Origin of the sequence: Halovenus amylolytica (assembly GCA_004015825.1) — an archaeon.
In the GTDB taxonomy this organism is placed as follows: domain Archaea; phylum Halobacteriota; class Halobacteria; order Halobacteriales; family Haloarculaceae; genus Halovenus; species Halovenus amylolytica.
This window is the reverse complement of record ML137216.1, coordinates 87,366-102,477: the sequence shown is the minus strand read 5'-3', so window position 1 is coordinate 102,477 and position 15,112 is coordinate 87,366. Positions and strand designations below refer to the sequence as shown.

Genomic DNA, 15,112 nt, shown 5'->3' with positions numbered 1-15,112 from the left:
GGCGACCGTCCGTAGCCCCGATCAGACAGCTATCGTATGAAACTCGGACTGGCGCAGATACAGATCGAGGGGGCGAAGGGCCACCGGAACCGACAGCGAGCGACCGAGGCAATCAGGGAGGCTGCCGACCGGGGCTGTGATCTCGTCTGCCTCCCCGAGATGTTCACAGTCGGCTACTTCGCGTTCGACAGCTACTCCCGGGAGGCGGAACCGATCGACGGTGAGACGATCAATCAGTTGCAGGACATTGCTACCGAGGAGCAGATCTCGATTCTCGCGGGGTCGTTCGTCGAAGACCTCGAAGCCTCGACCGAACACGGCTTCGAAACACCCGCAGACGAGGGGTATGCAAACACAGCTGTCTATATCGATGCAGCTGGGCGACGGCGGGCGATCTACCGGAAACAGCATCTGTTCGGCTACCAGTCGGCAGAACAGCAACTGCTCACACCAGGCCAGTCAGTGCCAACCGTCGAGGACGAGGGGTTCACAATCGGGATCACGACCTGCTACGATCTCCGGTTTCCGGAGCTGTATCGGAGCCTCGTCGAGTCAGAAGTGACACTCACGCTCGTCCCCAGCGCGTGGCCGTACCCGCGGGTCGAACACTGGGAGACGCTCCCGAAAGCGCGGGCGATCGAGAATCTGATGTACGTCGCAGCAGCCAACGGTGTCGGTGAGTTCGACGAAGCTGCCCTCGTGGGTAGATCGACAGTGTACGATCCCTGGGGGACACCGATCGCGAGCGCCGGCGAGCGAGCGGGACTGGTGATGGCAGAACTCGATCCAGACGGGGTCGGACAGCGCCGGGAAGAGTTTCCAGCACTCGCGGACCGGCGTGACTCGTACTGACTGCGGCCGCGTTTCCGCCGAGAGGTTTAACTATCCAGGGTAGAAAGAACTTGATGCCGGTACAGGCGCTTTTCACGTCACAGCCGGTATCAGGGCTCTCGGCCTCGCGACTCCACTCGGCCGCAACGGGATGGCACGCCGTACGTGGCCGTCCGGACGGCCACGGCTTCTCTCTACTCGGAACGCCTAAACCGATCCGACAAGAATAGTGTAGTATGCAGTACGAACACAGTGGGGACGTCCACCGGAGACTTCGGGACTCGTATGCCGAGGATGGTGACGAGTTGCCGACGCTCGACTGTCCGGAGTTTCCGGAACGCACCTCCCAGTGTGCCGAGATCGATATTCTCAAGACACTTTTTTTCCCCCGGTGCTGGAACTCGTGTTCGATAGTCGAAGACAAACGTGAAATCGAGGAGAAACTCAACGAGCTCGGAGACCTCTTCTACCGCGGGATGTGCCCGTACGTCGCCTACCCGATGGAACTGGTGGCGAACGTCATCGAGACACTGCCGGAGATCCGTGCCAAACTCAAGAAAGACCTCGAAGCGGCGTTCAAGGGCGACCCAGCGGCGAAAACACACGTCGAGGTCGTGCGTTCCTACCCCGGATTCCACGCGATCATGGTCCAGCGCGTGGCACACGAGATCTACAACCAGGGTGCGAAGGTGTACGCTCGCGAGCTCACCGAGGCCGCAAAGACCGTCAGCGGGATCGACATCCACCCCGGTGCGGAGATCGGCGAGTACTTCTTCATCGACCACGGCACCGGTGTCGTCATCGGCGAGACGACGACGATCGGTGACTGGGTCCGGATCTATCAGGATGTCACGCTCGGTGCCCTACACTTCGAACACCAGGAAGACGACGAGCACGCACTCAAGAAAGATTACAAACGCCACCCGGATATCGGCAACAACGTCGTCATCGGTGCGGGGAGCAAGATTCTCGGTGCGATCACGATCGGCGATCACGTCAGCATCGGTGCCAACTCCTGGGTCACCGACGACATCCCGGACCACACGAAGGTGTACGTCTCGGAACACCCGAAACAGGAGCGTAAACGCATCGAATCTCCCCAGGACTGACGGCAGTTACGGGCTGGACTTCGTGTACTCGATAGCGCGACGGGTCCGGTCGTCGACTTTCACGAGATGACAGAGGGGGTTGCCGGGATAGACGAGTGGGTTTTCGAGCAGGCCGACGAGCAGACCGGTAAACGGTGCGGTCACGGTCGTGATCTCCGTCTGGAACGGGTTCGTGATCCGTGCGATCGTCTCGCCCTCGTACACCAGATCACCGTAGCTCGTCTGCACGTCGACGAGGCCACCGACATCGGCCCGGATCCACGTCTTCTCCTCACTGCCGGCGATGATGGCTCGCCAGCCCGGCCACCGGACAGTGGCTGTCTCGCGCATTCCGAACTCGGCGAGGACGCTTTCGACGCCCACGAGTGCCTCGTCGATGAACTCGCGCTGGAACCGGTGGGCCTCCCCCATCTCGACGGCCACCGTGGGGACACCGGCCTCGGTTGCCTCGAAACGTAACGAGCCACTCGGCCCCTGTTTGTCGATAATCACGTTCGAGGCGAAAGCCTTCGCGAGGCGCTCCGAGGTCTCGTTTGCGAGGCCGGCACGGACGTGGAGCATATTCGTCCGTCCACGCGTCGACGTGTGGAAATCGAGCCCGAGATCACAGGGCTGGATGAAGTTCCGGAAGATGCTGTGGGCGATCCGTTTGGCGCTCGTACCGTCGGTTGCGCCTGGGAAGGAGCGGTTCAGATCACGGTCGTAGATCGGGAGATACCGCTGCTGGGCGATGAAGCCGGGGACGTTCAACACCGGTAGACAGACCAGCGTCCCGCAGAGATCGCTGTGATCCCAGCTGTGGCCGACGGTCCGCACGACCTCGATCCCGTTGAGCTCGTCGCCGTGTGCGGCCGCCGAGAGAAACAGCGTCGGCCCAGCCTGTTCCCCGTTGACGATGGTGACGGGGATCCGGACGGGATCTCCGAGGTACGTCTCTGTAACGGTGTACCGGATGTTTTCGGTCTCACCTGGATCGACCCGGCCACCGTCGAACGTGAACGGGTCAGCGTCCGACATGGTTGCAATCTGTCGCCGGACCAGTTAGCTCTGACGACGAACGGGAGTCGTTTAGATGCCCCAGTTCATAACCAACTGTATGAGCAGTTCTGACGCACCCACCATCGGTGTTCTGAGCCTCCATATCAGCAAGGAGAGCAAGGCAATTCTGAATGCAGCGGAGAAACTGGGCTTCGACACAGCCTGGCTCCGTCGGGAGAACACCGCGGTCTCGATTACCGACAGTGAGGTCAGTATCGAACCGGAGGTCGACGTTGTCATCAACCGGCTACTCATGTCGACGAGCACACAGCCAGCGGAGGATCTGGGTCTGGCCCGTGTCTTCGAGAATTTGCGGCCGATGCTCAACAGGCCTGATGCTGTTCTCACTGCGATGCACAAGTACGCCGCCGCCGTCGTGCTGGCCGAGGCAGGCGTCCCCGTTCCGGATTCGATCATGGCGCTCGCGAACGACAAACTGAACCAGCGCCGTGACAGATTCGGCGATCAGGCCGTCTACAAGACGGCAATCGGAACCCACGGCGGCGGCACCTGGCGGGTCGGACTCGACGAGCCGGTCAACACGCGGGTCGGTGACCGGCAAGCCTTCCTCCAGCAGTACATCGACCAGGAGGGAATCCAGCGGGACGCCCGGGTCTACGTCGTCGGCGGCGAGGTTATCGGCGCGATGTACAGGCACGCACCCGAAGGTGACTGGCGAACCAACGTCGCACTCGGTGGCCGGGTCGAAGATGCGAGCGGGGAGTTGCCGGACGTCGCAGCGGAGATCGCACGCCGATCGATTGACGCGGTCGGGCTCGATTACGGCGGTGTCGATCTGATCGACGACGGCGACCAGTGGTACGTCCTGGAGGTAAATCCGACGGCAGGCTTCCGTGGACTGTTCGCCGCCACGGGGACGAACCCGGGGCCAGCGATCGTCAAACTCGCAGCCGAACAGTGCGGCGCGACTGTCGACGACGATGCGGTCGCCGACCTCGCGAGGGAACTGGACGATTCTCGGCCAGCAGCCGTCCCCAGAAAATCACTCGGAGACCCGGTCGAGCCGTCGGTCATCGGCTACATCGAAGAGGTTGTCGTCAGTGGAACGCGGGGCTCCCGGACGGTGTTCGCGAAGTCCGACACCGGCGCAACACGGTCGAGTATCGACCTGCAACTGGCGGCCCAGATCGGGACCGGACCGATCAAAGACACCGTGAGAATCAAATCCGGCAGCGACAAAAAGAGCAAGACCCGCCCGGTCGTCGACACCGTGATCGGCGTCGGTGGGACACAGCACACTGTCACCGCGAGCGTCGAGGACCGGGATCACATGGATTATCCGCTATTGCTCGGACGGGATGTTCTCAAAGATTACCACGTCGACGTAACCAGACGGGCGGACGAGCGCGAGCCGGAGCCGGGAGTCGAGACAGAAGAGTAGCGACCCTCGAACTTACTGTGTGACTCTCGCTGTTTCCCGAACGACGTCGACGAACTGCTCGGGATGTTCGACGTGAGGCAGGAGTTTCGCCTTGTCGAAGACCACGAGACCGGCATCGACACGTTCCGCGAGTGTGCGCCCCTCGGAAAGCGGCGAAATATCCGCGTTGCGCCCCCAGACGAACGTGACCGGGGCATCGACAGCAGACAGCATCGTTTCGAGTGACTCCTCGGGGTCGAGGAAGCCACTGACGAAAGAGGCTGGCGCGAACCGTGCTCCCGGCTGGTGGGCTGTCTCCCACTCGTAGTCGATCACCGCTTCGGGGAGATTGTTCATGTCGTAGTAGCCGTGATCTTCGTTGAAATGACGGATCGAGGCCTCGCTCGCGAGCAGGTTGAACAGGCCAGTCCCGACGACGGGTGACCGGAGCAGGCCACGCAGCCACACCTGTCGGCCCCCCATCGAGGAGTCCGTCGGGCAGATCAACACCAATTTCGAGACGTCGGCGTCTCTCGCTGCCCCGGCGACGTAGGAACTCGACAGCGAGGAACCCACCACGACCGGTTCGTCGGTCAGATCGGCGACGATATCCTCGACGAAGGCCTCGTACAGCGACGCAGAGTAAAGTAGCGGCGGTCGGTCAGAGTGGCCAAAGCCCGGGAGATCCGGCGCGATGACGTGGTACTCCTCTGCCAGTCGGTCGGCGACAGTGAAAAACTCGTGATTCGACGCGGCAGCGCTGGTGCCGTGGATCAGAAGGAGATCCTGCGCTTCTGGATCGCCGAGTTCCGTGTAGGCAATATCGAACCCACGCCAGCGATAGCTTCCCTGATCGCCGTCGAGAAACGGCTCGAACTGCGTCTCGTCGGCCGAAAGCAGTCGATTCGCGATCGCTGTCCCGCCGAGGACGCCGACAGCCCCACCGAGTACTGTCCGAATTTTCATATCCTATTCTATGCACGCTTGGCGTTTAGTGTTCTTGAAAGAGGAAATTTCCCACCGGTTCTGAACGTCTCGGATAGCTCACTCGGATTCGTCCCGTCGCTCACGGAGGCAGTCGGCGATCGGTTCGACGATCGAATCCGAGACGGTGTAAGGATCGATCTCGCGATCCACGACCTGCTGGACGAAGTTGTCGAGGCCACCCTGGGCTTCGAGTTCTTCGACCAGCAACTTGTTTGCATCCTCGCGGATCAGCGTCCGGATCTCTTCGGCGTAGCGCTGTCGTCGCTGCTGTTCGCGCCGTCCGGAGCTGTCGAGATACGCCTGGTGATCAGCGAGTACGTCGAGTAGTTCGTCGACGCCCTCTCCGCGTTCGGCGACCGTCTCGACGATTTCTGGCTCCCACCCGTCGTCCGCATCACTGCCTTCGATCGTCGCGTCGACATCCGACGTGCCGTGGTGACCGACGGTACTCGGGACACGCCCCTCACGGTAGCCGAGCATCTCCCGTAACTCCTGGACGGTGCGATCCGACCCTTCTAGATCGGCCTTGTTGACGACGAAGATATCGCCGATTTCGAGGATGCCCGCTTTGAGCATCTGGACGTCGTCACCACTCCCCGGCGGCACCAGCACGAGCACCGACTCTGCTGTTTTGACGATATCGATCTCGTTCTGACCGGCGCCAACGGTCTCGATGAGAATCTTGTCCTTGCCGAAGGCGTCGAGTGCCTTGACAGCGTCAGTCGTCGCCGTCGAGAGACCACCCAGGGTCCCCCTGGCAGACATGGATCTGAAGAAGACGTCCATATCGCCGATGTTCGATCCCATCCGGATTCGATCACCGAGCACGGCTCCACCGGTAAACGGCGAGGAGGGGTCGATCGCGATCACGCCGACAGTCAACCCCTGCTCGCGGTAGGTCGCGGCGAGTTTGTCGACGAGTGTGGATTTCCCGGAGCCGGGCGAACCGGTAATGCCGATCACGTCGGCGGTGCCGGTGTGTTCGTGCAGTTGTGAGACGAGTTCGCGATAGCCCGGTTCGTGGTTTTCGATCTTCGTGATCACACGGGCCAGCGCGCGGTGTTTGCCTGCAAGTAGTTCGGCTACGAGATCGCTCATATGGTCGTCATCACTCGCGCTCGGGGGCGTTCTCTCTGACAAACTGTATCATCTCGTCCATCGACGCCCCCGGCCCGAACACTTTCGAGACGCCCAGTTCGAGCAGTTCATCTTCGTCCTCGTCGGGGATGATGCCACCCACGAGAATGAGCGTATCCTCGAAGGCATCGTACTCTTCGAGGCCGTCGATTATCTCCGGGATAAGTGTATCGTGTGCCCCCGAGAGAATAGAGATCCCCAGAACGTCGACGTCCTCCTGGACAGTTGCCTGTACGATCTCCTCGGGTGCTCGATGCAGACCCGAATAGATAACCTCGAAACCGGCGTCCCGAAAGGCTCTCGAGATGACGTGTGCGCCGCGGTCGTGGCCATCCAGCCCCACTTTGGCCACCAGACAGCGGATCGTCCGCCCGGCCTGTTCCTGATCTACACCCATAGCTATCTCTTCGCGCGGTTGCCGTTTGGTTTTTTCGATAGATATATTGGATTATCTAGATTTATAGCGGGTGTCAGCGATCAGTTCCGGAGCACGGTGGTGTGGAAGGTGAGTGCGAGAAAAGCTAAAAAAGTGAAGCAGCGGCCGCTGCTTCCGACTGGGTTGGGGCGGGGGCGGCGTCTGTCTGCCGCCACGACTATCTACACCGTCAAAGTGTATAAACTTCTGAGCAGACGTTCTCCCTCGGAAACACGACCGGGGGATTTATCAGTAGGCGCAGTGCTATTTATAAAAAATTGCCCTCACTAGACACGAAGCCGAGCAACTGGACCATTCCGACGAAGTTGCTGTCCGAATGTACGGCTAGAATCTCGTGTCTCGGCCGCTACGATCATGCCTATTGACCCAGAACTCCGTCGACGGATCGCCATCGCGACTGTCGCGGGAGCACTGTTTCTCGTCGTTGGCTACGCGCTGCTGGCCTTTATTGCGGTCTGGGTGTTCTCCGTCTTCCTGTACTACGCTGTCCGTCCGATCTTCCGGTTTCTGACTCGCTTTGGGCTCGGTCGACGAACCAGGGCAGCGGTATCGATCACACTATTCGGGCTCCCGTTTCTCGTTTTAATCGGGTACACACTGACCGTCGTCGCCATCGAACTCCGCAGGTTCCTCGATGGCGGGACTGCAGATCGGCTGATCGCGGAGTTGAACATCAGCGGACTCGACCTCGACGAACTGGAACGGCTCCTCACCGGCCAGGTTTCCCAGGTCGATGTCGATCTCGTTTTTGACACGCTGATCGGTGCCACAGGCATCCTCGGCAGCCTCTTCGTTCAGTTGCTTCTCATTCTGACTGCGACGTATTATATGCTGGTCGACGGCCCAAAACTCGTCTCCTGGCTGGTGGAGACATACGACGACTCCGGAACACTTGGCCGGTACGTCAGGGCTGTCGATCCGGAACTCTCGCTCGCACTGTTCGGGAATATTGTCAACGTGTTCGTGGCTGCGATCCTCAGTATCGTCACCTTCTACGGCTACAACGCCCTCGTCCCGCCGCTCATCGAAGTGCCGTTCCCTGCACTCGCCGGGGCGCTGTCGGGGATCGGGAGTCTCATTCCCGCCATCGGTATCAAACTGGTGTACGTGCCGGTCACGATCGCCCTCGCAGCGAGAGCCTGGATCGCCGGGCAGCCCGAACTGCTCGTCCCCGTGGCCGCCCTCGCGCTCGTGAGTGCTGTCCTCATCGATTTCATCCCCGACATCGTCATCCGTGCCCAGGTGAGCAGCGACGAGACACACTCGGGACTGCTGATAATCGCATACATTGTCGGGCCGTCGGTATTCGGGTTCTACGGCCTCTTTCTGGCTCCGATCGTGTTGATCTGTCTGACGAATGCAGTGACTGTTCTGCTGCCGTATATCGTCTCGGGTACAGATCCACCGACCACCCAGACGACACTCGACAGGTTCGAACCCGATCGCTCCGAGTTACCCCGCGCTGGCAACCGAACGCTCGGACCCGACACGCCCGAGGTATCCCCCGCTGCGGACAGTGAGGAAGCCGAATAACAGTCTCCTGGTACAGCCGCCCAATTATCAGTTGCGTATTGTGGCAAAAATTAATACAATACAACTGATCAGTTTGAGTATGGGATCCAACAGTAGTTATCCCGTCGACCATCCGCTGGATCCGCTGGCTCCCGACGAGATCGACGCCGCCCGACAGATTCTGGACACCGAAGAAGAGCTCTCCGAACAGACCCGGTACGTCGAAATTACACTGAAAGAACCCTCGAAAGCGGCGATGCGCGCCTACGAGAACGAGGGGGAACCTGTCGACCGCCGGGCGAAGATCGTCGTCAGGGACAAAGTCGAACGCGAAACCTACGAAGGAATTATCTCGCTGGACGACGAAACAGTCCGACGGTGGGACAATCTCCCGAATGCACAGCCGCGGATGATCGGGGAGGAGTTCGTCGAGGTCGAAGCGGTCGTCACCAGTAACGAGCAGTTCCGCGAGGCAGTCCGGAAGCGGGGTGCAGATCCGGATCTGGCAATCGTCACGGCGTGGTCCGCTGGCTACGATTTCGTTCCCGAGGATATCGACCGTGACCGGCGACTCGCACACGGCGTCTCCTGGGTGAAAGCCAGTGAGGACGAACAGGGCGCAAACGCGTACAACCGACCACTGTCAGGAATCCACGCCTGGGTCGATCTCGACGAGAAGGAGGTTGTCAAGATCGTAGACACCGGCGTCACCAACCCCGATGTCGTCAACAACCTCGAAACCTACCACTACCGGGAGGAAAACCGGGACCTCCGCGAGGATCTGACGCCCTACAACGTCGTGCAGCCGGAGGGGCCGAGCTGGGAGCTCGACGGCCGCGAAATAAGCTGGCAGAACTGGCAGCTCCGCGTCGGCTTCAACCACCGGGAAGGACTCGTGTTGTACGATATCGAATACGAAGACGACGGCGAGCGCAGGAGCATCATCAACCGGGCTTCCTTCCCCGAGGTAGCGACGCCGTACAACGACCCCGACCCGGATCACTACTGGAAGACTCCCTTCGACGTCGGCGAGTACGGACTCGGTCGGCTCGCGAACTCGCTGACCGAGGGCTGTGACTGTCTCGGCTACATGCACTACTTCGATGCAATCCTGAACGGCCCCGATGGCGAGCCCTCGGTCATCGAGAACGCCATCTGTCTGCACGAGGAGGACTACGGCCTGCTCTGGAAACACCACGACTGGCGGGTCGGTGACGACGAAGTGCGGCGAAACAGACGGCTCGTCGTCTCCTTCATCTCGACGATCGGCAACTACGACTTCGCCTTCTACTGGTACTTCTACCAGGACGGCAGCATCGAAGCACAGGTCCGGCTGACGGGCTGTAACGCCACCGGGCTGACCCCGCCGGGTGAAACTGAGTCGGGCTACGCCGAGATGGTCGGCCCGGATCACAAGTCGATGATCCACCAGCACGTGTTCACCTGTCGGCTGGATGTCGAGATGGACGGCCTGGAAAACTCGGTCAGACAGGTCGAACTCGAACCAGTCCCTTACGGCCCGGAGGGGTACGACACCGAACCACACCAGGAACCCGACCGCGGCCACTCGAATCGGTACGGAAACGCTGCCTACGCCAAACGGGAGAAATTCGAATCCGAATCCGAGGCACAGGCGCTGACTAACCCCCACAAAGGCCGATACTGGGAGATCGTAAACGAGAACAAAACCAACGAGGCGACGGGACAGCCAGTCGGCTACCGGCTGCGCCAGAAAAACGGCAACAACACGGCATTCGCCGCCCAGCCCGGCTCCTCGGATACGAAACGGCTCGGGCTCGCAGACAAACATTTCTGGGTGACCCAGTACGACGACGACGAACTGTTCCCCGCTGGCGAGTATCCGAACCAGAGCCCCGGCGGCGAGGGGCTGCCCGCCTGGAGCCAGCAGGATCGCTCCGTCGACAACGAAGATATCGTCGTCTGGTACAATCTGAACCAGACCCACGTCTGTGCGCCGGAAGACTGGCCGGTGCTCCCTGCAAAGATGATGTCGCTCAAACTCGAACCGGTGAATTTCTTCGAGGAGAATCCGGCAATCGACGTCCCACCGGAACACGCGATCAAGGACGTCGAGCGGTGGAAAACCGAAAACCAGGAGTCCTTTAGAGAGGACGACGAGTAACTGAATAGCCCGGGTTGTCGAGCTATTCGACGATTATCGCACCGTGCATCCCGATTGGCTTGTGCGGTTGGCAGTAATAGAAGTAGGTACCGGTCTGTTCGAACGTCTGTGACCAGGTGTGGCCTGCTTCATCTGTCACGTCCTCGTTCGCGAACTCCTCGGGAGAGTCCGTGGAGACGACGTTGTGGGCACCACCTTCGCCGGTCCACTCCCAGACCACTTCGGTTCCCGCATCGACACGGACGACGGGTGGGTCGAATGCCAGCCCCTGATCGCCGCCACCGACGTCGATTGTGACCGACTCCGTTCCGGTTCTGTCGGCGAGCGAGCCGTCGTACGCCTGAACGTCGTTGTCGATCATGTACTCGTGTACCGCCGCCGGCATCTCGGGGTCCGGTTCCGGCACCGCTTCTGTCTCTGACTCCGAATCACTCTCGCCGCCAGAGTTACTCCCGCTAGACCCTTGATCGACCAGCCGCCACTCACCGCCTTCCGTTGCGACGAGCCACTCGACTTGCTCGTTGACCGTTTCGCCGGACTGGGTGATTTCGACGTTTCCCTCGACGACTGCGGTCTCGGCATCTGTTACGATTTCCTCGACCTGCTCGCTATCGAGATACGTCCGCTCGCTGACCTCACCCCTCGAGAGATCCTCTTCGACGACTGTTGTAGTGATCTCTCCGAGAGTGAACGTCTCACTGACCGCGCTGTGGTGCAGTTCTGCTCTGCGCTTCTGTACTGTGGTGACTGATTCGAGATAGCTCTCGACTACCTGCGCTGGACTATCAGTTTGCAGGTCGTCCTGAGCCGCTGTCTGTGGTGCCGTCTGTTCCTGTTCGCCGTCGTCGGTCAGTGCTGTACAGCCTGCCAGCCCAGCGAGTCCCGTCGCGCCTGCTGCTGTCAGAAAACGACGTCGCTGGATCGGTGGAGGGCTTCGAGTCATATATCTGCGGTGTGACTGTTTCTACTCCACCAGTATATGTTTGTTGTACTATCACGAAAACAGAAGCCCGTCCGAGATTCTCTGTATAGCTAGAATCCACCACTAAGTTAGTTCCCATCAAAAGATACAGTACCGATGACGATCCGGGTTGCTGATTTCGCATGCCAGGCTGCCACCCATCCAGACAGATGACCGAGAGCCCGATGGTATCGATCGAACGGTATCCCGACCCCGCATGCAGCTACTGCTTCGAGGATGGGAAGCCGATCGTCGAGGAAGGAAACGACGAGTTCGGATCAATCTGTAATCTCGACCAGGGAGACCCACTCCAGAAACTGTTCGAGACCAGCCTCTCTTTTCGACGGCCCCGGCCAACGTTCGAACAAACAGAGCGTCTCAGAGTCCAGAATGGCACCAGCGAGGAGTATCTGGTTCGGGTCATCCCACCAGGTGACGACGAACCGGGGCTTTTGCTGTTTACCGCTGTAGACGAGCAAACCGAGACAACGTCACTCGGGGTCGACCGGATGGCGAGTGTGCTAAGTCACGATCTGCGCAACCCACTCGACGTGGCCCGTGCCAGACTCCGTGCGGGTCGTGAACTTGACGAGGACAAACAGTTCGATCACGTCGAACAGGCCCACGACCGGATCGAGCGGATCATCCAGGACGTGTTGACACTCGCACGAGGCGAGGACGTCGTCAACCCCGAGCAGCGGGCTGATATGGGCGAACTCGCACGGGTGGCCTGGCAGACGGTCGAGACCAACGGCGCAACGTTCGAGGTTACCGACGACCTCCCGACGGTCGTCGTCGACAGGGATCGCGCGAGTCGACTGTTCGAGAATCTGTTCCGAAACGCCGTCGAACACGGTTCGACGAGCCCTCAGTCACAGGCTCCTGATGACGCCGTGGAGCATGGCTCCATGAGCCCTCAGTCACAGGCTCCTGATGACGCCGTGGAGCATGGCTCCATGAGCCCTCAGTCACAGGCTCCTGATGACGCCGTGGAGCATGGCTCCATGAGCCCTCAGTCACAGGCTCCTGATGACGCCGTCGAACACGGTTCGACAAGCCCTGACTCGGAAGCGTCACAGGAAGCAGTGGAACACGGCGCTCCGGGTGGTCGGAATCCAACTCAGTCTGGCACCGTCACCGTCACGGTGGGTCAGTTCTCCGACGGTGTCTACGTCTCCGACGATGGTACTGGAATCCCCGAAGACAGACAGGACCGGATCTTCGAACCGGGATACAGCTCCGACGAACACGGAACTGGGCTCGGACTCGCCATCGTCGAACGGATCGCCGACCTCCACGGCTGGGCTGTCGACGTGAGAACCTCCGAGAGTGGTGGGGCACGCTTCGAGATTACGGGGATGGATTCGGAGTAAAACGATTATACCACAGGCCAGTAGTGTATCTGTATGGACGAGCGCTTCGAGGCAGCACCCATAGGGGTGCTCGAAACGACGCCGGACGGCGTGGTTACCGCCGTCACCGATCGGGCAGCGGCCCTGCTCGATGTCGATCCCGCCGGAGCCGACAAAAGAGCGATCGGCGAGATTTTTCCGGAGTCAGTCGACAACAGCATTCCACGTGCCTTCGAGGGTGGGCTCTCCCAGCGGACGACAGTCGAGCAGTACTACCCCGGACTTGACAGATGGCTGGAGGTGACACTCGCCCCGGCCGATGCGTCTGTGTTCGTCTATCTCCAGGACGTGACCAGCCACCACGAACACGAGCGGGAGATCGAACACCTCAGAGACGATCTCGACCGGCTGACGATAACGAACAGACTCATCTCGGATATTCTCGCAGCACTGGTCGACGCCTCGACGCGTGAGGAGATCGCTGCGACGATCTGTGAGCGACTGGGTGAGACGGATATCTACGAGTTCGCCTGGGTCGGCGAGCGAGAACTGGGCGGTGACGAACTCGTGATCCGGGCCTCCGCAGGAACGACCGGACGAACCCTCGAACAGATCGGTGACTGCCTGGACGACGGTGTTGCGCCGCCGGAAGGGCGCGCAGTCGAAACGGGAACCCCCGAAATCGTCCAGCCCCTCGGCGGTGAACAGTCAGTGCCGGAGTCGATCCGGCGGGCTGCCTTCGCAGACGGACTGCAGTCCCTGCTCGCGATTCCGCTGAGCTACGGCTCGAACGTCTACGGTGTCGTGGGCATCTACAGCAGCAACCAGGACGCGTTTTCAGAGCGCGAGCGAGCGAGTTTCGGCACTGTCGGCGAGATGGCAGGCTTCGCGATCAACGCGGCTCGCCATCGCAACCAGCTGCTGTCTGATACGCTCGTCGAGTTAACACTCGAGATAACCGACCAGGACGCACCGCTTGTCGCCGCCTCGAAGGGGTCGGGCGAACTCGTTCTCGATGGAACAGTTCCTCAGGGAAGTAAACTGCTCTGCTACGTCACAGTCACAGACCAATCACCGGACGCTGTCGCAGAGACGCTCGCGGAGACCGAGGGGACGACTGCGACCAGGGTGATCGGTGAGTACGACACCGGCGGCTCGCTCGAACTCCGGCTGGACGAAGAGACGCCACTCGGGTTGCTCGCGACGCAGGGCGCGGCCATCCAGCACGCGGCGTACGAAAACGGCCGCGGTGAGTGTGTGATCGAGCTCTCACCGGCAGAGGACGTTCGTCGGGTCGCCGAGGCCGTCACGCGCGAGTACGAGGGCTCTGTCGTCGCGAAACGGCAGCGAGAACGGGAGCTTGCAACCTCCCGTGAGTTCCGGGACGAACTCAGCGATCGGTTGACCGACCGACAGCAAAACGCGCTCCGAACGGCCTTTTTCGCCGAATACTTCCAGTCACCACGCGGCAGTAGCGCCGAGGAAGTAGCGAACGCGCTCGGGATCACTGGGCCGACGCTACTCTACCATCTGCGCGCAGGTCAGCGGAAACTCCTCTCCGAATTTTTCGAGGCGACCGACGACGGCACTCGTGAGTGATTACCGGCCCTCGCGTTCGATATCGTCGAACGCATCGAACAGCGTCTCTGGGTCGTCGAGCAGCCGTTTCGTTCGCTCTTTCAGTGTTTCGGCCCGCTCCGTCGCCCGCTGGTAGCCCTCGTGGTCCCCGCGCTCCGGCTCCGGCAGCTCTGCTTCGATCACACTCCGTTTCGATTCCGCGCTGAAATACGCGCCCAGCGTTTTGTAGCCCAGAATCCGGCACTGCTGTCTGACTGCCTCACGGATATCCTCACGATCGACGGGTTTGCAGAGGTAATCGTCGAAGGGCATATCGAGCACGTCGAAACCCGGGTCGATCGCGGTAACCATGATGACGCGACCCGAAAAGGAGTGGTCTTCGAGGCGGTCGAGTACCTCGTCACCCGAGATACCCGGCATATGTCGATCGAGCAGAATTATATCGACATCCCACTCGTCGACCATCTGGAGCGCGCTGTCGCCGCTGTACACAGTCTCGACATCGCAGAGCCCACGCAGGCGCAGGGCGTACGCGTCCGCGACTTCCTTCTCGTCGTCGACGAGCAACGCGTTCGGCAACGGTCCGTCCGCTGAATCATCCATAATCCGGTCTATCCTCTGTATTCTCCGGCCACCGACATAACAGC

General features: G+C 60.6%; 13 protein-coding genes. 7 read left to right on the top strand and 6 right to left on the bottom strand.

Going from position 1 to position 15,112, the window contains the following annotated elements:
* Nucleotides 1-36: 36 nt before the first annotated feature.
* Nucleotides 37-852 (top strand): nitrilase-related carbon-nitrogen hydrolase, encoded by an 816-nt coding sequence (locus EOW68_RS01640; RefSeq protein ID WP_128223438.1) that lies wholly within the window; start codon nt 37-39, stop codon nt 850-852.
* A 215-nt stretch (nt 853-1,067) separates the two neighbouring features.
* Nucleotides 1,068-1,940, top strand: coding sequence for a serine O-acetyltransferase EpsC (gene epsC, locus EOW68_RS01635; RefSeq protein WP_128223437.1), 873 nt, complete (start codon nt 1,068-1,070; stop codon nt 1,938-1,940).
* A 6-nt stretch (nt 1,941-1,946) separates the two neighbouring features.
* Here epsC and EOW68_RS01630 read toward each other — a convergent pair whose 3' ends face one another.
* Nucleotides 1,947-2,957, bottom strand: a complete 1,011-nt coding sequence (locus EOW68_RS01630) for a succinylglutamate desuccinylase/aspartoacylase family protein (protein WP_128223436.1) — start codon at nt 2,955-2,957, stop codon at nt 1,947-1,949.
* A gap of 79 nt (nt 2,958-3,036) precedes the next feature.
* Here EOW68_RS01630 and EOW68_RS01625 point away from each other — a divergent pair, with 79 nt between their 5' ends.
* Entirely contained in the window at nt 3,037-4,380 is a 1,344-nt protein-coding gene (locus tag EOW68_RS01625) for a RimK family alpha-L-glutamate ligase (protein ID WP_128223435.1), read from the top strand.
* 12 nt (nt 4,381-4,392) lie between these two features.
* Here EOW68_RS01625 and EOW68_RS01620 read toward each other — a convergent pair whose 3' ends face one another.
* From EOW68_RS01620 to EOW68_RS01610, 3 genes are all read right to left on the bottom strand, one after another.
* Nucleotides 4,393-5,325 carry an alpha/beta fold hydrolase gene (locus EOW68_RS01620; RefSeq protein ID WP_128223434.1) on the bottom strand — a complete coding sequence of 311 codons (933 nt, stop codon included), beginning with the start codon at nt 5,323-5,325 and terminating at the stop codon, nt 4,393-4,395.
* A gap of 78 nt (nt 5,326-5,403) precedes the next feature.
* On the bottom strand, nt 5,404-6,444 hold the full coding sequence (gene meaB, locus EOW68_RS01615) for a methylmalonyl Co-A mutase-associated GTPase MeaB (RefSeq protein ID WP_128223433.1): 1,041 nt from the start codon (nt 6,442-6,444) through the stop codon (nt 5,404-5,406).
* A 10-nt stretch (nt 6,445-6,454) separates the two neighbouring features.
* Entirely contained in the window at nt 6,455-6,880 is a 426-nt protein-coding gene (locus EOW68_RS01610) for a cobalamin B12-binding domain-containing protein (protein ID WP_128223432.1), read from the bottom strand.
* 393 nt (nt 6,881-7,273) lie between these two features.
* Between EOW68_RS01610 and EOW68_RS01605 the strand changes: the two genes are divergently transcribed.
* Complete coding sequence (locus EOW68_RS01605) at nt 7,274-8,452, top strand: AI-2E family transporter (protein ID WP_128223431.1); 1,179 nt, start codon at nt 7,274-7,276, stop codon at nt 8,450-8,452.
* A gap of 79 nt (nt 8,453-8,531) precedes the next feature.
* Nucleotides 8,532-10,574, top strand: a complete 2,043-nt coding sequence (locus EOW68_RS01600; RefSeq protein WP_128223430.1) for a primary-amine oxidase — start codon at nt 8,532-8,534, stop codon at nt 10,572-10,574.
* 22 nt (nt 10,575-10,596) lie between these two features.
* Here EOW68_RS01600 and EOW68_RS01595 read toward each other — a convergent pair whose 3' ends face one another.
* Entirely contained in the window at nt 10,597-11,517 is a 921-nt protein-coding gene (locus EOW68_RS01595) for a halocyanin domain-containing protein (protein WP_128223429.1), read from the bottom strand.
* A gap of 203 nt (nt 11,518-11,720) precedes the next feature.
* Here EOW68_RS01595 and EOW68_RS01590 point away from each other — a divergent pair, with 203 nt between their 5' ends.
* Both EOW68_RS01590 and EOW68_RS01585 read left to right on the top strand, forming a co-directional pair.
* On the top strand, nt 11,721-12,908 hold the full coding sequence (locus tag EOW68_RS01590; protein ID WP_431358689.1) for a sensor histidine kinase: 1,188 nt from the start codon (nt 11,721-11,723) through the stop codon (nt 12,906-12,908).
* Nucleotides 12,909-12,941: 33 nt separating this feature from the next.
* Nucleotides 12,942-14,486, top strand: coding sequence for a bacterio-opsin activator domain-containing protein (locus tag EOW68_RS01585; RefSeq protein WP_128223427.1), 1,545 nt, complete (start codon nt 12,942-12,944; stop codon nt 14,484-14,486).
* Here EOW68_RS01585 and EOW68_RS01580 read toward each other — a convergent pair whose 3' ends face one another.
* Nucleotides 14,487-15,068, bottom strand: a complete 582-nt coding sequence (locus tag EOW68_RS01580) for a response regulator (RefSeq protein WP_128223426.1) — start codon at nt 15,066-15,068, stop codon at nt 14,487-14,489.
* Nucleotides 15,069-15,112: the final 44 nt, after the last annotated feature.